At 51.6% G+C, this 21510-nt stretch carries 17 protein-coding genes; 5 read left to right on the forward strand and 12 right to left on the reverse strand.

Features of this window, described 5'->3' with window-relative positions; genetic code table 11:
* Positions 1-95 precede the first annotated feature (95 nt).
* The 4 genes from F3F93_RS11625 to dtd form a co-directional block, all read right to left on the reverse strand.
* Complete coding sequence (locus tag F3F93_RS11625) at positions 96-1553, reverse strand: SLC13 family permease (protein WP_176959362.1); 1458 nt, start codon at positions 1551-1553, stop codon at positions 96-98.
* The gene (locus F3F93_RS11630; RefSeq protein WP_176959363.1) at positions 1544-2326 is read right to left on the reverse strand and encodes a class I SAM-dependent methyltransferase; all 783 of its coding nucleotides are present in this window, start codon (positions 2324-2326) and stop codon (positions 1544-1546) included. The genes F3F93_RS11625 and F3F93_RS11630 overlap by 10 nt, the downstream gene beginning before the upstream one ends.
* 89 nt (positions 2327-2415) lie before the next feature.
* Positions 2416-3300: an SPOR domain-containing protein gene (locus F3F93_RS11635; RefSeq protein WP_176959364.1), complete on the reverse strand. Its 885-nt coding sequence runs from the start codon at positions 3298-3300 to the stop codon at positions 2416-2418.
* An 89-nt stretch (positions 3301-3389) separates the two neighbouring features.
* The gene (dtd, locus tag F3F93_RS11640; protein ID WP_176959365.1) at positions 3390-3827 is read right to left on the reverse strand and encodes a D-aminoacyl-tRNA deacylase; all 438 of its coding nucleotides are present in this window, start codon (positions 3825-3827) and stop codon (positions 3390-3392) included.
* Between the two features lie 46 nt (positions 3828-3873).
* Between dtd and F3F93_RS11645 the strand changes: the two genes are divergently transcribed.
* The 4 genes from F3F93_RS11645 (at position 3874) to F3F93_RS11660 (ending at position 8224) form a co-directional block, all read left to right on the forward strand.
* The gene (locus F3F93_RS11645; RefSeq protein WP_176959366.1) at positions 3874-5136 is read left to right on the forward strand and encodes an MFS transporter; all 1263 of its coding nucleotides are present in this window, start codon (positions 3874-3876) and stop codon (positions 5134-5136) included.
* A 2-nt stretch (positions 5137-5138) separates the two neighbouring features.
* Complete coding sequence (locus tag F3F93_RS11650; RefSeq protein WP_176959367.1) at positions 5139-5729, forward strand: LemA family protein; 591 nt, start codon at positions 5139-5141, stop codon at positions 5727-5729.
* A gap of 60 nt (positions 5730-5789) precedes the next feature.
* Entirely contained in the window at positions 5790-7715 is a 1926-nt protein-coding gene (locus tag F3F93_RS11655; protein WP_176959368.1) for a M48 family metallopeptidase, read from the forward strand.
* Positions 7716-7813: 98 nt separating this feature from the next.
* Positions 7814-8224 (forward strand): hypothetical protein, encoded by a 411-nt coding sequence (locus tag F3F93_RS11660; RefSeq protein ID WP_176959369.1) that lies wholly within the window; start codon positions 7814-7816, stop codon positions 8222-8224.
* Positions 8225-8245: 21 nt separating this feature from the next.
* On the opposite strand, the gene F3F93_RS11665 is transcribed toward F3F93_RS11660, so the two are convergent.
* From F3F93_RS11665 to F3F93_RS11700, 8 genes are all read right to left on the reverse strand, one after another.
* Positions 8246-10984, reverse strand: a complete 2739-nt coding sequence (locus F3F93_RS11665; RefSeq protein WP_176959370.1) for a PAS domain S-box protein — start codon at positions 10982-10984, stop codon at positions 8246-8248.
* 166 nt (positions 10985-11150) lie between these two features.
* On the reverse strand, positions 11151-12188 hold the full coding sequence (fba, locus tag F3F93_RS11670) for a class II fructose-bisphosphate aldolase (RefSeq protein WP_176959371.1): 1038 nt from the start codon (positions 12186-12188) through the stop codon (positions 11151-11153).
* Between the two features lie 90 nt (positions 12189-12278).
* Positions 12279-13733 carry a pyruvate kinase gene (pyk, locus tag F3F93_RS11675; RefSeq protein WP_176959372.1) on the reverse strand — a complete coding sequence of 485 codons (1455 nt, stop codon included), beginning with the start codon at positions 13731-13733 and terminating at the stop codon, positions 12279-12281.
* Complete coding sequence (locus F3F93_RS11680) at positions 13734-14912, reverse strand: phosphoglycerate kinase (protein ID WP_176959373.1); 1179 nt, start codon at positions 14910-14912, stop codon at positions 13734-13736. It lies immediately after the preceding gene.
* A gap of 171 nt (positions 14913-15083) precedes the next feature.
* A complete protein-coding gene (gene gap, locus F3F93_RS11685) occupies positions 15084-16079 on the reverse strand; it encodes a type I glyceraldehyde-3-phosphate dehydrogenase (RefSeq protein ID WP_176959374.1) in 996 nt (331 codons plus the stop codon).
* Between the two features lie 116 nt (positions 16080-16195).
* Complete coding sequence (gene tkt / locus F3F93_RS11690; protein ID WP_176959375.1) at positions 16196-18184, reverse strand: transketolase; 1989 nt, start codon at positions 18182-18184, stop codon at positions 16196-16198.
* 142 nt (positions 18185-18326) lie between these two features.
* A complete protein-coding gene (glpX, locus tag F3F93_RS11695; protein ID WP_176959376.1) occupies positions 18327-19280 on the reverse strand; it encodes a class II fructose-bisphosphatase in 954 nt (317 codons plus the stop codon).
* 123 nt (positions 19281-19403) lie between these two features.
* Positions 19404-20195, reverse strand: coding sequence for an inositol monophosphatase family protein (locus tag F3F93_RS11700; RefSeq protein WP_176959377.1), 792 nt, complete (start codon positions 20193-20195; stop codon positions 19404-19406).
* A 101-nt stretch (positions 20196-20296) separates the two neighbouring features.
* Between F3F93_RS11700 and F3F93_RS11705 the strand changes: the two genes are divergently transcribed.
* A complete protein-coding gene (locus tag F3F93_RS11705; protein WP_176959378.1) occupies positions 20297-21481 on the forward strand; it encodes a 6-phosphofructokinase in 1185 nt (394 codons plus the stop codon).
* Positions 21482-21510 lie beyond the last annotated feature (29 nt).

Below are 21510 nucleotides of genomic sequence, written 5' to 3' on the forward strand. Positions count from 1 at the left end.
GAAAATCAAGGCGGTTTTGTAAGGCCGCAGGCGAATTATTGAGTCGAATGAATCGATTGGTAAATCAATAAAATTTGATCAGGCTGATCAATAAATCAGATGGCTGGAAGTAGTGGGCGCAACAGATAAATGAGTGTTGTAACAACAATAATCATGATCAGATTCAGGCGTATGCCAGCCTTGACCATGGCATGCATCGGCACCATACCAGAACCGAAAACAATAGCATTGGGTGGTGTGGCAACCGGCAGCATAAAGGCGCAGGAGGCGCCGATGGTTGCAACCAGCATCACCGACATGGCATCCAGTCCATTGGCTAGGCTAACAGCAGCCAGAATTGGCAACATCACCTGCGTGGTTGCAGTATTGCTGGTGATTTCAGTCAGGAAGATGATGACAACGGCAACGGCCAGCATCATCAGTGGCAGTGGTACACTTCTGAGAAACTCGAGTTGTCCACCAATCCAGAGTGAGAGGCCTGATTGCTGCATGCCGTGGGCCAGCGCGAAGCCGCCGCCAAAGAGTAGTACAATGTCCCAGGGTAGTTTTGGAAACGATTCGCGGCCGAGGAGAGGACGCCCATCTTCACTACGCAACAGGAATAGCAGTGAAGCCATAAAGATAGCAACAGTACCGTCATCGACCCCTTTGTAGGGGAGCAGAGAGGACCAGCCGGGAATATCCAGCCCTTCACTCTGGATGCCGGATCTGGTTATCCAGAGCAATGCGGTAATGGTCAGTACCCAGGCGACAAACTTCTCCTCCCGGCGTGCTTTACCCAGTGCCTGCAGGGCCTGCTTTAGCTGGCTGCCATCGGATCTGTTCCACGGGAGTTTCGCAAGTTGAGGCCCGAGTACGATAAACAGAACTAGTAGCCCGACGAGCACCATAGGAATACCGATCATCATCCACTCAAGGAATGAGGGGACGGAATCAGGCAGGCTGACGCGCATATTTTCAAGGAAGACCAGATTGGGTGGTGAGCCGACCGGTGTGCCCATGCCACCGATATTGGCCGAGTAGGCGATAATCAGCAGGAAGGTGGCTGCCATCGGCCCTACCTCCTCAGCATCATGCTCCTCCAGTAGTTTTTTAAGAAGTGGCAGGGCGATGGTCACCATCAGCATGGCGGTAGCTGTATTGGAGATCCACATCGAGAGGAAGGCCGTGGCTGCAGCAAAGCCCATGGCCAGTTGCAGGGGGCTGGCATGTAGTCGGCTCAACATATTCAGGGCGATACGTTTGTGCAGGCCGGAGCTCTCCATCGCCTGTGCGATCAGGAAACCGCCGATAAAAAGAAAGATGATGCTGTTGAAATAACGGGGTGCTGTCTCTGAGCCTGTTGCGATACCGAGCAGCGGGAAGGCGACGAGCGGCAGTAGCGCGGTGACGCCCAGCGGTACACACTCTGTGATCCACCAGATCGCCATCCAGAGAGCAACGGCGAGCATGGCAGGCGCTGTAGGGTGTTCTGCGATATCAACCAGAATAAGGCTGACCGTTGCAACTGCAGGGCCAGCGATAAGAGCTATATTTTTACTGTTTATTGGCAACACTCAGGATCCGGCTTGCGGGCAGTAACCACGATACAACGGCCAAGCAGCATCTCTGTGCTGTTGATCGTGTTGATGATCGGTTCGTTATGCCGGTCCAGTGTGCGGTACTTGTTGCGCTCTTTTTTCCATGACAGGGCTGCAAGCAGTTGGATAGGCAGATAGAAGAGGACAAACCAGTAGAGCGAGTGAAACTGAATTTTGTCGGTTGAAAAGCGGGGCAGGTCAAATCCGGAATCCATCAACGCATGCGCCAGATAGGGGTATGGGATGGGGGTAATATGGCCACCGGCACTCTCAATTGATGTTTCGCCAACATGCAGTGGGCCGAACATACTCCAGAAACCGGTGATGAGAAAACGCATGCGCGATTTCATATTCAGCACATTGGGGGTGGTGATCACGACAACGCCACCCGGTTTGAGGACTCTATGAATCTCCCTGATAATGGCGCGGTAATTCTCCAGATGTTCGGCCACTTCGGTAAAGGTGACCAGATCAAACTGCTGGTCAGCATAGGGGAGTTTGCCATCATTGAGGTCAACGACATCAACCTCTACACCATCAAGCTCCATAAACTCATCGGTATAGTCACAGGCGCAGCTTTTAACATCATACTCCTGACGGATGCGGCGAATCAGATTGCCAGTGCCGCTACCGATATCCAGATGTGTGCCGGAAATATCGGGGTAGCTGCTGGTCAGGCTGCGCACCGCACCTTCGAGCGTGGCGTCGAGGCTTAATTTATCATCTTTTGAGAAATTCTCAGACATGCAGGCAGGCTAGGGCGGGGGTTAAATTCCGTCCACCGCTTAATCGGCCATACAGAGTGGCCGATGAGGCGCGAAGACGGAATTTACTGTTATTTATGGTAGCGGCTAACCCAGGAGCCTTGGTAGATCGACTCTTCCTTGAATTTCGCGTGCGCTGCATCGGCCTCTTCAACGCTGCTGAAGTCAGGGACACGGACACGGTAAAAGGTGTTCTCTCCAATATTGATCTGTACCAGTTCGGTAGTTGTACCACTGGCTTTAAGTTTTTTAATCAAGCGGTCGGCCGCAGCATGGGTTGAGAGAGACATAAGATTAATAGCCCAGGCAAAGGTGGTGCCTTGAGGCGGTGAAATCACCTTGCGGGTAACCGGGTCAACTTCAAGTATAGCTGCAATAGTTGATGAGAGTTCTGTTTCGTCAGACGCTGTTGTTGAAGATGATTTTGCAACAGCTTCTGGCTGATCCAGCAGGGGCTTGAGGGAGACCGGTTTTTCAGTTGTTGCCACTTTTTTGGCGCTGGCAACCACTGGCTCGACGACTTTTTTGACCGTTTCCCTGGCAGTTGAGAGTGCCTTCGCAGCCTCATGAGTTACCGGTTTCTGCAGCGCAGTTGCTGGTGGACTGACCGCCTTGTTGCTGGCTGTGACTGTCTGTTGCTGCTCAGGGCTATCAGATGTTGTGGTGAAATAGGCGATACCGCCGACCAGCGCTGCAACGATGATGCCGCTCAGCAGAAGACTGCTCTTCTTCTCTTCGGGCGCTTCATCTGATGCATGATCATTCACCTCGAGAGCGATTGCATCATCTGCAGGGGTAATCGCAGGCTCTGCCTCAGCGTTTTCATCCGGCGCGCTAATTTCATTGAGCAGGTCACCGAGAAGTTCGCCATCATTGCTGTCATGCAGGATATCCTCGTCAGCGCGATGCGCTCTGTGTTCACCTGTTCCCGGCTGTTTGGAAAAATCGTCAGACATGATTTCACTCCTTCCCCATGAGTTATGTAGATGGCAATGAGTGTTTCATGATCGGCCTGTTTTGTCCAATCATGACGCAATAGATACCCTTAACTCTCCAGTATGAAGGTGACCGGACCATCATTGGTCAGTGTGATCTGCATATCGGCACCAAAAAGACCTGTTTTCAGTGCCAACGGGTATGTTGAGAGCTGTTCGGTCAGTGCCAGAAACAGCCTCTCCCCCTCATCCGGTTCTGCTGCAGTTGAAAAGCCTGCCCGGGTTCCCTTGTTGGTGTCGGCAGCCACAGTGAAATTAGGCACCAGCAGAATCTCTCCATCGATATCGGAAACACTGAGGTTCATGCGCCCCCGGGCATCGGGAAAAATCCGGTAGCTGCTGAGCCGCTCGGCCATGCGTTTTACAGAGGCCTCACTGTCACCCTTCTCGATGCCGATCAGGGCAACAATGCCCCGGCCAATGGCGCGTGGGGGGTGATCACCGGTGACAAGGCTTGCACCGGAAACGCGCTGAATAATGGCTCGCATCTTTTCCTCCTCGCCAAAGCGGCTGATTGAATGCTAAATTGCAGAGATGAGTAAAGGCAACCGCAAAGTCATCTACTCCTGGGCGATCTACGACTGGGCCAACTCTGCTTACACCACGACAGTGATGGCCGGATTCTTCCCCGTCTTTTTCAAACAGTACTGGGCCAGTGATCTGACTGCCAATGAATCCACCTTCTGGCTCGGTATCGCCAATGCGGTCTCCGGTCTGGTTATTGCACTGCTGGCACCGATCCTCGGGGCGATGGCCGATCAGGGCGGCTTGAAAAAGAAGATGATGCTCAGTTTTACCACGCTGGCTATTGTGATGACTGCCGCACTGTTTCTGGTCAGTGAGGGGATGTGGCAGATGGCGGTACTGGTCTATCTTTTCGGTGCCATTGCCTTTTCCGGCGCCAACGTTTTTTATGATTCACTGATTGTTGATGTGGCCGAGCAGGAGCAACTCGACCGGGTCTCTGCACTGGGTTATGCCGCAGGTTATATCGGTGGCGGTCTCCTGTTTGCGATCAATGTGGTGATGACCCTGCACCCCGACTGGTTTTTCCTTGCCGATAAGGCGGAGGCTGTACGCTGGTCATTCCTCTCTGTGGCAGTGTGGTGGGCACTGTTTACGATCCCTGTTGCCCTGTATGTGCATGAGAGAGGGCAGGAGGGACGGCTGGGCTGGGTAGCATCGGCTCGGGCCGGTTTCCATCAACTTAGCGGCACGATTCACCATCTGCGCTCGCTAAAACAGGTGTGGCTCTTTCTGATTGCCTATTTCCTCTATATCGACGGGGTGAATACGGTGGCCCATATGGCTGTTGATTATGGCCTCTCGCTCGGTTTTGATTCCAGTGTGCTGATCTCTGCACTATTGATGACCCAGTTCATCGCATTTCCTGCCGCGCTTGCGGCCGGCTGGCTGGGGGCAAGGTTCGGGGCCAAGCGGGTGATTATCGCCAGTATCGCTGTCTATGCCGTTGCCTGTATCTGGAGCTCAACGATGCAGAATGCCAGTGACTTCTACTGGCTGGCGGCAGCCATCGGGCTGGTGATGGGTGGCATTCAGGCGTTAAGCCGCTCGATGTATGCACGTATGATTCCCGAACAGCAGGCAGCTGAGTTTTTCGGTTTCTTTAATATGCTGGGTAAATTCGCGGCAGTATTCGGTCCTCTGCTGATGGGCCTGGCCAGCTATCTTACCGGTAGTGCGCGCTTCTCCATTCTGGTGATTGTTGCTCTGTTTGCTGCCGGTGCTATCGTACTTTATTATGTAGATGAAAAAACGCAGGTGCAGGAGAGTTAATTATGGCAACAACGGTACTGGTAGTTCTGGGCATGATCCTATTTCTGATCTTCTATATTGTGATGATCTACAACCGTCTGGTGAAGTTGAAGAACCGCTTCAAAAATGCATTCTCGCAGATCGATGTGCAGCTTAAACGCCGTTACGATCTTATTCCCAATCTAGTTGAGACCGCCAAAGCCTACCTCAAACATGAAAATGAGACGCTTACCAAGGTGACAGAAGCGCGAAATCAGGCGCTGGCAGCAGTGAAGGGTGCAGCCAGCAATCCCGGTGATGCAACTGCGATGAAATCACTGATGGGTGCTGAAGCCGCACTTGGTGGGGCGCTGATGCATCTTAACGCCGTGATGGAGAGCTATCCGGATCTCAAAGCTGATCAGACCATGATGCAACTCTCTGAGGAGCTGACCAGTACTGAGAACAAAGTCTCATTTGCACGTCAGGCCTATAACGATGAAGTGATGGTTTACAATATCCAGCGTGAGACCTTCCCCGATGTCATGCTGGCACCGATGTTCGGTTTTGCTGAAGCAACACTCTGGCGTATTGAAGCGGTAGAGGAGAAACAGGCTCCAAAGGTAAGCTTCTAATACCTCTGCATACAGTTATGACAGTGTTTGGGGCACAACCGTTTCAGGATCGACTAACCCATGAATGACTTCTTCGGACAGCAGGAGCTAGCCAAACGTAACACCACACTTCTGGTGCTGCTGTTCTGCTGCGCTGTGATTCTGATTGTGCTGGCGGTCTATCTGGCTGTTACGGTGGGGCTGTTTGTTAGCCAGATGTTTGTGACTGAAGGTGAGTTTTTCATACGTAGTCTCTGGGATAGCGAGCGCTTTCTCTGGGTGGTCGGTGCAACAGTAGTGGTCGTGGCTTCAGGCAGTCTCTACCGTACCCGGCAGCTGAAGCAGGGGGGCGGTGCAGCCGTTGCCGAGATGCTGGGTGCGCAGCGCATGGCCCCGGCAACTGATGATCCTCTGCTCAGGCGCCTCTCCAATGTGGTGGAGGAGATGGCCATTGCAGCAGGCCTTCCCGTACCTCCGATCTATCTTCTGCCACAGCCCGGTATCAATGCTTTTGCTGCCGGTTTTGGCCGCTCCGATGCTGTGATAGCGGTGACCAATGGTGCCATTGAACTGCTGACCCGTGATGAGTTGCAGGGGGTGATCGCCCATGAGTTCAGTCATATCCTCAATGGTGACATCGGCCTGAAAATGCGTTTGATGGGCTTGCTGTTCGGCATCACGCTGATCTCCGATGCCGGTATTCTGCTCATGACAGCCCGGCACTCTTCCCACTACAGCTCGCGCGAGCGTGGCAGCCATCCCGCTATTGTTGTGGTCGGCCTGCTGATCTTTGTTGTGGGCACCATCGGTGCTGTTTTTGCCGATATGATTAAACGTGCGGTATCCCGTCAGCGCGAGTTTCTTGCTGATGCGGCAGCGGTGCAGTTTACACGTAATCCGGCCGGTATTGCCGGAGCTCTGAAGGTGATTGGTGGATACAAAGGCGGTTCGCGTATCAATCATGCCGCCACCCAGCAGGCCAGCCACTTCTTTTTCGGTAATGCGGTGAAATCGTGGGAGAACAAGGATTGGTGGGCCACGCATCCACCACTGGCTGAACGCATCCGACGGCTCGACCCCTCATTTGCAGGATCCTTTGCCCATATCGATTCGGCATCGCGAAGTTCAGTCATTATGCAGGAGGCTATCAGTTCACTGGCTGGTGAAGGCATGTCTGCAGTGCATACGCTGAACAGGGATCAGGTGATGCAATCGATTGGCCAGCCCGATGCTGCGGCACTGCAGCAGAGCAGCCTGCTGCTGCAGCAGATGCCGGATCGGTTGCGACAGTTTGCCCATGACCCGTTCACTGCCCGCGCCATTGTTTACGGCCTGCTGCTTGATCCGGATAAAGCAGTGCGCTCTCTGCAGCTGAAAGCGCTGGAGAAGATGGCTGATGCCACCGTGTTGCGTGAATTGCTGGATATGCAGGCCGAGGTGTTGAGTCTGGATGCCACTCTGCGTATCCCGCTTCTGGAGCTGCTGATGCCAGCGTTGAAATCGTTGTCGCCGCCGCAATATAAAACCTTCCGTGCCTGCACCGCCGCGCTGATTAAAGCCGATAATGAGTTGAGTATCTTTGAGTATATGTTGCATCGCATGCTGGTGCGTCACCTGCATCCAACCTTTGCCAAGGTGAAACCAGTGCCAACGCATTTCGATGTGGCAGCTGACATTGATCAGGAGATCGCCTGCATTATCTCAACATTGATCGGGCAGGGCAGCCATCACGATCCGGAGGCTCTGTTCAGCAGTGCCATCTCCGAGATCTTTGCCTGGCAGCTCGAGCTGAAGCCCTCTGAGGCGACTTGTGACCTCGCTGCTATGGATCGGGCCCTAAGCAAGGCTGAAAAGGCCACACCGGAGATTAAACGCCGCCTGGTGAAGGCGTGTGTCACGGTTGTAGTGGCCGATGGCAAGGTGCGGGTGAATGAATTCGAGCTGCTGCGCGCAGTCTGCGATGCACTGGGGGCACCGATGCCTCAGATTACCCTCTCTTCATCCTGACCTTCAAACCAATCAAATTGTGACCTGATATACAGAAGGATTCTCCCTGTTTCATAAACTTTCATGCATTGAACTGGAACAAGCAGAGGGAGCCCTGTATGAAAAAGATTCTGTTATTCTCATTTGCCGCACTACTTCTCTTTGTTGCCCACCATCCTGCGCATGCATCTGAGGTGATTCAAAGCAAATCACAGGTGAGAGTGGTATCCCAGCTGTTTGAGGCTGAGATAACAGATCTGATGAATGAGCAGGCCAACTGGGATAGCTGCACCTCGTTTCGCACCGCCTGGCAAAACAGCTTTCATGCCGCCAACGCCGATCTTGAAGCCTCCTTTGCCTTTTATGCCAGAGCGTCGGCGAACAAAATCCAGCAGCAGAGAGAAGCCTTTGAACTGGTGAAATCAATTGCCGAGAAGTATCAGCACAACAACTGCAGAGCCATTCCCGGCGCCTTTGCCGTGATCGCAAACAGCAGAAAAGTGTCTCACCGCTCCACACTTCGCCATTAAGTTAAACATCAGAAGTGATTTCTACTGCAAATCCAACTTCGTTCGAACCAGCTTGCTAAGTTGTATGATGTCATACGGCTTGGAAAGCACCTCATATTCAACAGAAGGCATTTCGCTTTTGAGTGCTTCATCCATGTCATAGCCGGTTGCAAAGATCACCTTTGCATCAGGGCTCATCTCTTTAATACGTTCAAAGGCCATAACGCCACCCATCTTAGGCATGACAATATCCATTATTATCAGTTGAACAGTCTCCTTATTTGCAGCAAATCGTTCTACAGCTTCAAGGCCATCAGAAGCGATTAACACCTGATATCCGAGGCTCTCTAAAACCTCTTTGTTGGTATGTAAAATCTCAGTGTTATCATCCACGATGAGGATCAGTTCACCTCTGCCTTGAACTGATACAGCCTCCCCTTCAGCGGTGACTGTATGTCTGGACTCTTTGATCAGAGGCAGGTAAATGTGTACAGATGTACCAATACCGACGCGACTCTCTATTTCAAGGAACCCTCCATGGCTCTGCACCGCGCCATAGGCCATCGGAAGTCCAAGGCCGGAACCCTCACCAACCTCTTTGCTGGTAAAAAATGGTTCAAAAATGTGCTCCTGGTCATGCTCACTGATTCCACAGCCGTTATCACTTACCGTCAGGTGAGCAAATTGTTCACTATGAATTTCAGGGTGGGAAGATGTGAAATGTTTATCGGCTCTGAAGCTCTCCAGCTTGACGTGAATTTCAGGGGATGGCGTATTAGCCAGTGCATCACGCGCATTGTTCAGCAGATTCATCAGTACCTGTTGAATCTGCGTGGCATCACCCTTGATAATCAGCTCTTCCCTGCAGAGTTCGGTGTTCAGTACGATGTTTTCAGGAATAGTGGTAGCACTTAATTTGAATGCCTCTTTCATAAATGAAGTTAATCCAAACAGTTTCATCTCAATGGTACCTTTTCTGGCAAACACCAGCAGTTGCTGAATCATCTCTGCTGCACGGAAGCTGAGTTTAGATATATTATCCAGTTTCTCCTGAGCATCGGGTAATCCTTCAACTTTTCTTTTTGCCAGATAGAGGTTGCCAGTGATGCCGGCCAGCATGTTGTTAAAGTCATGGGCAATGCCACCAACCAGCGTACCAAGTGCCTCCATCTTTTGGGCCTGACGGAATTTATCCTCAAGCGTTTGATGTGCCGTCATATCCTGTTGAATGCCAACGTAGTGGGTGATTTCTCCACTCTCATCGAAAATAGGAGAGATGCTCATAATGGCCGGGTACTCACTTCCATCCTTTTTCCTGTCAATAACGGAGCTATGCCAGATATTCCCACTTGAGATGGTTCGCCAGAGTCTTTCGTAAAACTCTTCACTTTGATTGCCACTTTTTAGCACTCTTGGGTTTTTACCCAGAACATCTTCAGGCAGATAACCTGTGATTGTGGTGAAAGCGGCGTTGACGTATTCGATGATTCCCTGCCTGCTGGTGATGATCACCGATTCACCAGCCTGCTCGATCGCCTGAGATAGCTTGCGCAAGGTGGCTTCAGAAGCTTTGCGCTCACTGATGTCCTCAACAATAGACCAGATACAGTCGTTCCCTTTATTATCCTTGATCAGCAAGCCATTGAGTCTGATGGGGATTAAGGAGCCATCCTTACGGCGATACTCTTTTTCATAAGGGCCATACTGACCTGTTTTTTCAAGTGACTCTAACTGACGGGCCTCATCTTCAGTATATTTTTCTGGCGTCAGTGCCCAGTAGTCCAGGCTGTTTAACTCATCTTTTGGATAGCCGCAGATGTTCTGAAATGCATCGTTAAATTCAATATAGCGCCCACGCATATCGGTTAAGGCGATCCCCAGTGGTGATAGTTCATAGAGGCCTCGCAGTTTCAGTTCATTTTCTGATAACCTGCCTGTAGCACGCGCTAAGGCAAAAAAAGGAAAAATAATCAGCATGGCTATAGAGGCAAAAGCTGCTCTTATGATCCATAAATTATTTGGTTCAACAGGCCAGCCACCTTTAGGAATGGCAGCCATTTGCCATGAACCGTTGGGGATCGGAATGTTCGCTACGACAGGGTTGGTATCAAACAGATCAGACCGACCAAAGAAAACTGCGCCTTTTGCTCCAGCCCCATCTTTACCACGAATCGCAATCTCAAGTGGAATCTCAGCGTCCATCAAACCACTTTTTTTATAAAGTTTTTCGACATCAATAACTGCGGAGATCATGCCCCAGAATCTACTGTTCCCATCTTTAGTTCCTGTAACTACCGGTATCCGGCTGATGAAACCGCTACCGCCCTGCACCAGTTCAACAGGCCCGGCCAGAGCTATTTTCCCCGATGTTCGTGCAAGCTCCACCATGTCGAACTGGTCTTCTTTTTTCGTGTAATCCAGTCCTATGACCCCTTCATTGCCGATGATGGGATAGACATATCGCACAACCATATCCGGTGCTACAGCGATGTTTCTAAGGCTCGATCCTGACTCAAAAAGTGGTTTTGCTGCTGTTGAAAATTCATCCTGAGAAATGTCAGGGTTTGATGCGATCACCGCAACCAGCCCTTTAACAAGCTGAGTGTCGCTTTGAAGGTTGGCTTCCAGCTGGACGTGATAGAAGCGCAGTTGGTTTTGCGTATCGGACCGGGTCTCTGAAACAAATTTCTCAAGTAATATCTTCTCACCAATGACTGCAGCAGCCAGTAGGCCAACCAGCAGAAGGGCAATTGCGAAATAGTTGGTTATCCGATTAGCCATTATCAATACCCCAATGAAGCTTTAGCTGTTACATGGCAGCTTTCAGGATGCAGACCACCCTTTCAAGTTATCAAGCAAATTAACGGCCAATAACCAGAAGCCTGAACCACAACAAAAAAGGCGGACCTTAAAGGCCCGCCTCTTTGCGAAGTTAGACTTCTTCTGATTAGCTGTAGTAGCCGATCATGCTCTCAAGAGAGCGTGCTTTGATCTTGGAAGCGTTACCCGCAGCACCGAATGCTTCAAAGCGTGCTTCGCAGATACCCTGCATTGCTGCTGTTGAGGCTTTCAGGAACTTGCGTGGGTCGAAGTTCGATGGGTTCTCAGCCAGGAACTTACGAACAGCACCGGTAGAAGCCATGCGAAGGTCTGTATCGATGTTCACTTTACGAACACCGGACTTGATGCCTTCAACGATCTCTTCAACAGGAACACCATAAGTCTCGCCCATGTCGCCGCCGTACTCATTGATGGTAGCCAACCAATCCTGTGGAACAGAAGAGGAGCCATGCATGACCAGATGGGTGTTAGGCAGTTTAGCGTGGATTTCGCGGATGCGGTCAATACGCAGAACAGCGCCTGTTGGTGGCTTGGTGAATTTGTAAGCGCCATGAGAGGTGCCAATCGCGATAGCAAGCGCATCACAGCCGGTCTTCTCTACGAAGTCAGCAGCTTCATCAGGGTCGGTCAGCAGCATGTCCAGATCAAGTTTGCCCTCTGCGCCGTGGCCGTCTTCCTCGCCCATCATGCCGGTTTCCAGAGAACCCAGGCAGCCGAGCTCGCCCTCTACAGATACGCCGCCAGCGTGAGCCATGTCCACAACGGTCTTGGTCACTGCAACGTTGTACTCGTAAGAGGATGGGGTTTTACCATCAGCCATCAGAGAGCCATCCATCATTACTGATGAGAAGCCGGACTGAATGGAGCGCAGACATACTGCTGGCTCAGAGCCGTGATCCTGATGCATAACAACAGGGATGTGTGGATACTGCTCAACTGCAGCAGAGATCAGATGACGCAGGAATGACTCGCCAGCGTATCCGCGTGCACCAGCAGAACCCTGCATGATGACCGGTGAATCGGTCTTGTCAGCAGCCTGCATGATTGCATGAACCTGCTCCATGTTGTTGACGTTAAATGCCGGCATGCCGTAGCTGTTTTCAGCAGCATGATCCAGTAGTTGTCGCAATGAAATGAGTGCCATTTCTTCCTCCTTATGTTTTAAACGGGTCTTAACCCCAAAAAAATACTTACCCTATACTTTGACCCTGACGAGTCCTGAAATCAATCGATTTCAGTCGTTGAAGACTTCTCCTGCACGGACAATCTTCATTGTGTTTGTTCCACCAGCTTTGCCCATTGGTGTACCAAGCGTGAATATGACCAGGTCATCATTTTCAACTAGTCCATCGTAGAGCATCATCGCTACGATATCGCGGGTTGCCTGTGGCGCATCCTTTTCACCATAATCGAGACTGACCGGTTTCGGGATAACATTTCTGAACAGGGTTACCCGACCTGCAGTTTCACCCAGCGGGGTTAACGCATAGATCGGCACCTTGGTCAGATGACGGGACATATACAGTACGGTGTTGCCACTCTGTGTGAATGAGGCAATGGCCGTGATCGGCATCATGTGTGATGCTTCCATGGCCTGACGTGCCATACACTCATCGATTGAGTGCGGCGGGAAACGAGGATCACGTGTTGAGGAGGAGGGCAGAACCTTCTGCTTCTCTGTCTCGATACAGGTGCGATGCATCGCCTGCACAGCTTCAATCGGATATTTACCAGCCGCAGTTTCACCGGAGAGCATGATTGCATCAGTGCCATCGAGAACCGCATTGGCAACATCGTTAACCTCTGCTCGTGTTGGAATCGGATTTTCACACATCGATTCCATCATCTGCGTTGCAACGATAACCGGAGTGTTGTGCTTGGGGGCTTCGCGCAGGATGCGTTTCTGCACCGGCGGTACAGCGGCATCACCGATCTCAACACCAAGGTCACCACGGGCAACCATCACCACATCAGAAGCCTCAAGGATGCTGTCGAGATTCTCTACCGCTTCTGCACGTTCAACTTTTGCAACCAGACCGGCATTGCTGCCTTCTGCACGCACCAGTGAACGGGCATACTCCATATCAGCACCGTCACGCGGGAAGGAGATTGCAATGTAGTCTACACCAATGGCGCAGGCCGTTTTGATATCTTCCTTATCCTTGTCGGTCAGGGCTGCAGCTGAAAGGCCACCACCGGCACGGTTAATGCCTTTGTTGTTGGAGAGTACGCCACCAACAATAACGGTACAGTGAATCTCCTGTCCGATAATCTCATCTACATCCATGACAATCAGGCCATCATTGAGCAGCAGACGGGCACCGGGCACAACATCACCTACAAGTTCCTTGTAGGTGAGTCCTACGCGTTCATCATCACCATCATCCAGGCCCAAAGCACCATCAATAATGTACTTCTGGCCTGGTTTCAGGAGTGTCTTGCCGTTTTTGTACTTGCCGATGCGGATCTTGGGGCCCTGCATGTCTGCCAGAATACCTACGCATACGCCGTTATTTTTGGCTGCAGTGCGTACACTTTCAGCACGCTTGCGGTGATCTTCAGCAGAGCCGTGTGAGAAGTTCAGACGAACAACGTTCACACCGGCTTTGATAAGCTTGTCCAGTACCTCCGGAGATTCAGAGGCCGGACCGAGTGTTGCTACAATTTTAGTTCTACGGAATTCAGTCACTTAAGCAGCTCTCTCCTCTAGCATGGTAACTGCTGGCAGTGCTTTGCCTTCCAGGAACTCAAGGAATGCACCACCACCGGTAGAGATATAGGAGACTTTGTCTGCAATATCGTATTTATCTACGGCTGCCAGCGTGTCACCACCACCTGCAATTGAGAAACCTTTGGACTCTGCAATAGCCAGTGAGATGGTTTTGGTGCCTTCACCGAACTGATCGAATTCGAAAACGCCTACAGGGCCGTTCCAGACGATGGTGCCGGCATTGCGGATGATCTCTGCCAGCGCTTCAGCTGAATCAGGGCCGATATCAAAGATCATGTCGTCATCCAGACACTCATCAGCAGCCTTCAGGGTTGCAGCAGCAGTAGGGGAGAACTCTTTGGCACAGACGATGTCAGTCGGTACAGGGATGCTACCGCCATTGGCTTCTGCAGCGGCAGTCAGACGTTTGCAGGTGTCAATCAGATCCGGCTCATAGAGGGATTTACCAACAGGGAAACCTGCTGCAGCGATAAAGGTGTTGGCGATACCACCGCCAACAACCAGCTGGTCCACTTTGGTGGAGAGTGATTCCAGTACAGTCAGTTTGGTAGAGACCTTGGAGCCACCAACGATTGCAACCATCGGGCGGGCAGGATTATCAAGGGCTTTGCCGAGCGCTTCCAGCTCACCAGCCAGCAGCGGGCCTGCACATGCAACAGGTGCGTAAACACCGGCGCCGTGAGTAGAGGCCTGAGCGCGGTGTGCGGTGCCGAATGCATCCATCACGTAGATGTCGCAGAGCGCAGCGTACTTCCTGGAGAGCTCTTCATTGTTCTTGCCTTCGCCAGCGTTGAAGCGGACGTTTTCCAGCAGTACGACTTCACCGTCAGCAACGTCGAAGCCACCATCAAGGTAGTCGCGGATCAGGCGAACAGGTTTACCCAGGAGGCCTGCGAGGTGATCTGCAACAGGCTGTAGAGAGTTCTCTTCGCTGAATTCGCCTTCAGTTGGACGGCCAACATGAGACATCAGCATAACCTTGGCGCCCGCATTGGCCGCGTGGGTGATAGTTGGCATTGATGCGCGAATACGGGCATCAGATGTTACTTTACCATCTTTAATCGGCACATTGAGGTCTTCGCGGATCAATACGCGCTTACCAGCAAGATCAAGGTCGGTCATTTTAATTACAGACATTCTCTACTCCTTTAAGATAAATAGATCACACCCTTATCAATCAGCATGACAAGGTAGTGACATTGGATTTAACAACAACGTATGAACGTTTGTCGCTGCCAGCTTCTGCCTAAATAAAATAGAAGCGGGCAATGACAAACGTGGGAGCTAAAAGCTCCCACGTCTATTTGATTATGCTACGTGACGAACCAGATTCATCATGTTGCAGGTATAACCGTATTCATTGTCATACCAGGCAACGAGTTTGACGAATGTGCCGTCAAGCGCGATACCAGCACCAGCATCAAAGATTGATGAGTTTTTGCAGCCACGGAAGTCAGTGGATACAACCTTCTCGTCGGTGTAACCAAGGGTTGCACTCATTGGGCCATCAGAAGCTGCCTTCATCGCTGCGCAGATCTCTTCATAGGTAGCTGCCTTCTCAAGTTCACAGGTCAGATCTACAACAGATACGTCAGAAGTAGGTACACGGAACGCCATGCCGGTCAGTTTACCGTTAAGCTCTGGAAGAACCACGCCTACCGCTTTAGCTGCACCGGTAGAAGATGGAATGATGTTTTCCAGAATACCGCGGCCACCGCGCCAGTCTTTCATGGAAGGGCCATCAACAGTCTTCTGGGTAGCAGTTGCAGCATGAACAGTAGTCATCAGGCCACGAACGATACCGAAGTTGTCGTTGATAACCTTGGCCATTGGCGCCAGACAGTTGGTGGTGCATGAAGCGGCAGAAACGATAGCCTGACCAGCGTACTCATCGTGGTTAACACCATATACGAACATAGGGGTGTTATCCTTGGCAGGAGCAGACTGAACAACCTTCTTGGCACCGGCATCGATGTGAGCCTGGCAAGATTCAGTAGTCAGGAAGAAACCGGTACAGTCGATAACGATGTCTGCGCCAACTTCATCCCATTTCAGATCCGCAGGGTTGCGCTCTGCAGTCAGGCGGATGGTTTTACCATCGACTACCAGGTTGTTGCCTTCAACAGAAACATCACCGTCAAAACGACCATGAACTGAGTCATATTTGAGCATGTACTCAAGGTAGTCAGCATCCAGAAGATCGTTGATGCCTACAACTTCCATGTCGGTGAAGTCCTTTGCAATTGCGCGGAACACCATACGACCAATGCGGCCGAAACCATTAATTCCAATTTTAATTGTCATATTGTTTTTCTCTCCTCTCCGTAGTGTTTGTTACTCTAAAGAAAACGTTTTGGATTTTTCTGCCCCTCGACGACAATATATAGTCGAAAGGCAGAAAAAGTCCAATAAACGTTGAATTATGCTACTTCGTTTACTGCAGCGATAACCGCTTCAGTGGTGATGCCAAACATTTTGAACAGCTCGCCAGCCGGAGCTGACTCACCAAAGGTGTCGATACCGATAACCTTACCGTTCAGACCAACATACTTCGCCCAGAAACCGGTAACACCAGCTTCAACAGCAACACGTGCAGTGACAGACGATGGCAGTACAGACTCTCTGTAGGCTGCATCCTGATTGTCGAATGCGTTGGTGGATGGCATCGATACAACACGAATGTTCTTATCTGATGCAGCCGCTGCTTCCATAGCCAGCGATACTTCAGAGCCGGTTGCAATGATGATCACATCAGGGGTGCCGTTTGAGTCTTTCAGAATATAACCACCGCGTTCGATCAGTTTGATCTGCTCAGCAGTACGATCCTGATGTGGCAGGTTCTGACGTGAGAAGATCAGTGAAGTAGGGCCGGTCTGGTTCTTGATTGCAACTTTCCATGATACAGCTGATTCAACTGCATCACATGGGCGCCATACATCCATGTTTGGAATCATGCGCAGGGTTGCAGTCTGCTCGACAGGCTGATGGGTTGGGCCATCTTCGCCCAGACCGATGGAGTCATGGGTGAATACTTCGATATGGCGAACTTTCATCAGTGCAGCCATACGCAGTGCGTTACGTGCATACTCAGAGAACATCAGGAATGTAGCACCGTAAGGTACAAAACCGCCGTGCAGGGCAACACCATTGATCATTGCAGCCATACCGAACTCACGCACACCGTAGTTGACGTAGTTACCGGCAGGATCTTTGATTACAGGTACTGCACCAGACCACAGGGTCAGGTTGGAACCGGCGAGGTCAGCAGAACCACCGAGGAACTCAGGGGTAATCTTGGCCAGGCCTTCAATAGCGTTCTGTGAAGCTTTACGTGAAGCGATGGTTTCGCCTTTGGCAGCAACTTCAGCAATGAATGCGTCAGCGCCAGCATCCCAATCAGCAGAGAGCTCATTGTTGATGCGGCGGGTGAACTCGGCGGCTTCAGCAGGGAACTCAGCAGCATAGGCAGCAAAGCGGGCTTCCCACTCAGATTCAGCAGCAGCGCCAGCCTCTTTGTTGTCCCAGCCAGCGTAAACATCGTCAGGGATTTCAAATGGCTCATATTCCCAGCCCAGCTCTTTGCGAACCAGTGCGATCTCATCGTGACCGAGAGCAGCGCCATGGCAGTCGTGTGTGCCAGAGAGGTTTGGAGAGCCGAAACCGATAATAGTTTTGCAGCAGATCATGGTAGGTTTGTCGCTCTCTGCCTTGGCAGTTTCGATAGCCTGTCTGATCTCTTCTGCATCGTGGCCATCAACACCGCGAATCACCTGCCAGCCGTATGCTTCAAAACGGCCCGGAGTATCATCAGAGAACCAGCCTTCAACATGTCCGTCAATTGAGATGCCGTTGTCATCCCAGAATGCGATCAGCTTGCCCAGACCCAGTGTGCCGGCCAGTGAACATGCCTCATGAGAGATGCCTTCCATCAGGCAGCCATCACCAAGGAATACGTAGGTGTTGTGGTCAACAATGGTGTGTCCTGGTTTGTTGAACTGGGCTGCCAGAGTCTTCTCAGCCAGTGCCATGCCGACACCGTTGGTGATGCCCTGGCCCAGAGGGCCGGTAGTGGTCTCAACACCAGGTGCATAACCGTACTCAGGGTGACCCGGAGTGCGTGAGTGTAGCTGACGGAACTGTTTCAGATCTTCAATACCGAGATCGTAGCCGGTCAGGTGCAGCAGGGAGTAGATCAGCATAGAGCCGTGACCATTAGAGAGGATGAAGCGGTCACGATCAGCCCATTTCGGGTTGGTCGGGTTGTGCTTCATGTAGTCGTTCCAAAGTACTTCGGCGATATCTGCCATGCCCATTGGAGCGCCCGGATGTCCGGAATTTGCTTTCTGAACGCCATCCATTGCGAGTGCGCGAACGGCATTGGCGAGGTGTCTACGGCTGCTATTACTCATATGCTATCTTCCCCTTATATATGTTTAGAGTTGTGCTGGCGAATAGTTGCAGATGCAACTGTTCGTGCCAAATCAGTAGTTATTATTTTTTTCATAAGCTGAGCTTATGATGGTTGTTTAATGACTAAGAATTATTTAGTGATCAAACGTGCAGTGTGGTCTGGACTCGACGGATGTTACCGACAGAGCCGGAGAGCACCACCGTATCAGTGGTCATGTAGCGACCATCGGCATCAGCGCCAACCTTGACGTGGTGACAATATGCGCCACTGGTCAGGCCTGTTGCAACAAACATGCAGTCATCAGAGGTGATCAGTTCATCGCGGGTGATGATGCGCTTGGTGTCGATTCCCTCTTCTTCACATAGCTTAATCTCAAAATCTTTCTGAGGCGCCATGCGACCGAACATCTCCGCACCCATTGCGCGGGCTGCACAGGCAGTCACAATGCCTTCAGGCGTGCCGCCGATGCCGAACAGCGCATCAGAACCCATGTTCAATACAGCCTGAATGGCACCGTTCACGTCGCCATCTGTAGCCAGACGAACCTTGGCTCCGCATGCATAAACTTCCTGAATCATCTCTTTGTGACGAGGCTTGTCGAGGATGAATACGCGGATCTCTCTGATGTCTTTGCCCAGTGCTTTAGCAAGTGCGTGCAGACGATCTGCTACCGGTGCTTCAGGATCAATTTTGCCGCGTGCTGCTTTTGGATACACCTGCTTGTCCATATAGAAGCATGAACCCGGACGGTACATGGTGCCTGCAGGTGCTGCTGCCAGCGTTACGATTGAACCAGGCATATCTTTAGCGAAGAGGTTGGTGCCCTCAATCGGGTCAACGGCGATATCAACACCGATACCTTCACCCGTGCCGACAGGTTCATCGTCATACAGAGCAGGGGCTTCATCTTTAGCGCCTTCGCCGATAACAATAACACCTTTCATCTTCACCTGATTAATGCGCTCGCGCATGGCATCCACTGCCAGGCCGTCGCCCTCATCTTTCTGTCCAGAGCCTACAAATGGGGCACAAGCGCGGGCTGCTGCCTCACACACTTCCACCAGATCAATCTTAAGATCGCAAACGCTTCCCATGTTTCCCCCTCATAAAATACAAAGACGCTAAAATTTTAGCAACCGCACACTAGCTGTTTTTTCGGTAAAATGCGACCCCAAATGGAGTGAGTAAAAAAGTACTTTATATATATAGTAGATTCACTATCGCAGCTGCTGTTTTAGCTCATCCTGAAGGGAACGGCTGCAAGTGGCCAGAATGGGGGAGGAGAGAGAAGAGGTCGGAAATAGTTCTGTTGCGGAAAAATCGCCGACACAGCACCCCGCCTCAGATGCCAGCAGTGAGCCAGCGGCAAAGTCCCACAGTTTTTCGCCTCCGTGGATAATAAACTGGCCGCGTCCGGCGGCAAGCCATGCCCACTCCAATGCGCAGCTGCCGACATTGCGCTGGCTACGATAGATCTTTTCAGTTGCCAGGCGGCAGGCGATCTCTCTCTGCAGCCGTTTGAAATCGATAAAGCCGACGCTGTTGCTCAGCACGTTCTCTTCTGAGCAGTGGATGGGCTGGCCATTCAGTGAGGCGCCGCCACCGAGACAGGCGGTAAAGGTCTCTGAACGCACCGGGTCATGGATGCAGGCGAGCTCAGTATGGCCGTTTCTGATCAGGGCCAGTGAGATTGAGAAGCCCGGGAAGGAGGTCGCAAAGTTGGTGGTGCCATCAAGCGGATCAAGGCACCAGAATGCTCCGCCTCTCTGCTGCAGGCAGCTTAACTGCTCTGCCTGGCTCATCTCTTCACCAAGAAAACCGATCATCGGGTCGATTTTAAGCAGTTCCTGTTCGATAAAGTGCTGACAGGCCAGATCGGTCTCGGTCACCACAGAACCGTCAGCTTTACTTGTTGCCTGCACAGAGCGTGCATAGGCGGGCATAATAATCTCCCTGCCTGCTCTGATCAGGATGGCGGATAACTGCGCCAGTTGCTGCTTAAAGGTCATGTTCATCCTTCCTTGGATTGATATCAGTAGTCTGTAAAAAGAGGGGTGTCATGCAGCCCATAAGTCGCTATTATGCCGTGCCAATCATAGGAGGGCTAATCATGGCTTTGAAAGGTAAGATGGTGATCGGACAGTCGGGTGGACCGACGGCAGTCATTAATCAGTCGCTGGTAGGTGCTGTACTGGCGGCAAGAAAGCAGTCCGACATTACAGGTATCCTTGGTGCGCACCACGGTATTGCCGGTATTATGAAGGAAGATTTCATCGACCTGACGACACAGAGTGATGAAGAGCTTGAAGTTGTTGCGGCTACGCCTGCCGCCGGCCTGGGTTCGGTACGTCTGAAACCCGGCAGGGCAGAGTGCGAGCGCGTTTTTGAAGTGTTTAAAAAGCATGATGTACGTTACTTCTTCTATATTGGTGGTAACGATTCAGCAGAAACCGCCCATATTATCGCCGAGATGGCCAAAGAGGCGAACTACGACTTCTGCACTATCCATATTCCTAAAACCATTGATAACGATCTTCGTGTCACCGACCACTGCCCGGGTTTTGCGTCAGCGGCTAAGTTTGTAGCGCTGGCCTTCATGGGTGATGATCGTGATAACGCAGCCCTTGCCGGTGTTAAGATCAACGTGGTGATGGGGCGTGATGCCGGTTTCCTGACTGCTGCATCGGCACTGGCGCGTCAGGATGAGGGTGATGGTCCGCATCTGATCTATGTACCTGAGCGCACCTTTGATGTGGCCAAGTTCCAGGCTGATGTGAAAGCAACCATGGCCAAATATGGTCGCTGCGTGGTGGCTGTATCAGAAGGTATTACCAATGCTGCCGGTGAACCTGTGATGACCTCGGGTGAGCGTGACTCTCACGGTAACCTGCAGCTCTCCGGTACAGGCGCGCTGGGTGATTTTCTCTCATCCAAGGTGAAAGAGGCCTATGCAGGCGAGTCGGTACGTGTGCGTGCTGATACCTTCGGTTACCTGCAGCGCAGCTTTCCGACCATTGTCTCTGAAGTCGATGCCCGTGAAGCGCGTATGGTCGGTGAGTTTGGTGTCAATCACGCCGTGGCAAATGCTGAGCCGGGTTCTGTAGCGATTCGCAGGCTCTCCAGTGTACCTTATAGCAGTGAGTGCTTTATCACGCCGCTCTCTACTGTTGCACGCGAAGCAACCGAGCTGAAAGATGAGTACATCAACGAGGCTGGTAATGATGTCACTCAGGCCTGGATCGATTATGCTGCACCACTGGTAGGTGAAATGCCGAAGATGGGTAAACTCTGCTGATATAAGATCAGGTCTCAAATGAGAAAGGG

Origin of the sequence: Mariprofundus sp. KV (assembly GCF_013387475.1) — a bacterium.
In the GTDB taxonomy this organism is placed as follows: domain Bacteria; phylum Pseudomonadota; class Zetaproteobacteria; order Mariprofundales; family Mariprofundaceae; genus Mariprofundus.

Coding starts and splice junctions, on each gene's coding strand:
- dtd (WP_176959365.1), bottom strand. CDS start 3,827: ATGCGAGCCATTATTCAGCGCGTTTCCGGTGCAAGCCTTGTCACCGGT.
- fba (WP_176959371.1), bottom strand. CDS start 12,188: ATGGCACTCATTTCATTGCGACAACTACTGGATCATGCTGCTGAAAAC.
- F3F93_RS11660 (WP_176959369.1), top strand. CDS start 7,814: ATGAAAAAGATTCTGTTATTCTCATTTGCCGCACTACTTCTCTTTGTT.
- tkt (WP_176959375.1), bottom strand. CDS start 18,184: ATGAGTAATAGCAGCCGTAGACACCTCGCCAATGCCGTTCGCGCACTC.
- F3F93_RS11655 (WP_176959368.1), top strand. CDS start 5,790: ATGAATGACTTCTTCGGACAGCAGGAGCTAGCCAAACGTAACACCACA.
- F3F93_RS11645 (WP_176959366.1), top strand. CDS start 3,874: ATGAGTAAAGGCAACCGCAAAGTCATCTACTCCTGGGCGATCTACGAC.
- F3F93_RS11705 (WP_176959378.1), top strand. CDS start 20,297: ATGGCTTTGAAAGGTAAGATGGTGATCGGACAGTCGGGTGGACCGACG.
- F3F93_RS11635 (WP_176959364.1), bottom strand. CDS start 3,300: ATGTCTGACGATTTTTCCAAACAGCCGGGAACAGGTGAACACAGAGCG.
- F3F93_RS11680 (WP_176959373.1), bottom strand. CDS start 14,912: ATGTCTGTAATTAAAATGACCGACCTTGATCTTGCTGGTAAGCGCGTA.
- F3F93_RS11650 (WP_176959367.1), top strand. CDS start 5,139: ATGGCAACAACGGTACTGGTAGTTCTGGGCATGATCCTATTTCTGATC.
- F3F93_RS11700 (WP_176959377.1), bottom strand. CDS start 20,195: ATGACCTTTAAGCAGCAACTGGCGCAGTTATCCGCCATCCTGATCAGA.
- gap (WP_176959374.1), bottom strand. CDS start 16,079: ATGACAATTAAAATTGGAATTAATGGTTTCGGCCGCATTGGTCGTATG.
- F3F93_RS11665 (WP_176959370.1), bottom strand. CDS start 10,984: ATGGCTAATCGGATAACCAACTATTTCGCAATTGCCCTTCTGCTGGTT.
- glpX (WP_176959376.1), bottom strand. CDS start 19,280: ATGGGAAGCGTTTGCGATCTTAAGATTGATCTGGTGGAAGTGTGTGAG.
- F3F93_RS11630 (WP_176959363.1), bottom strand. CDS start 2,326: ATGTCTGAGAATTTCTCAAAAGATGATAAATTAAGCCTCGACGCCACG.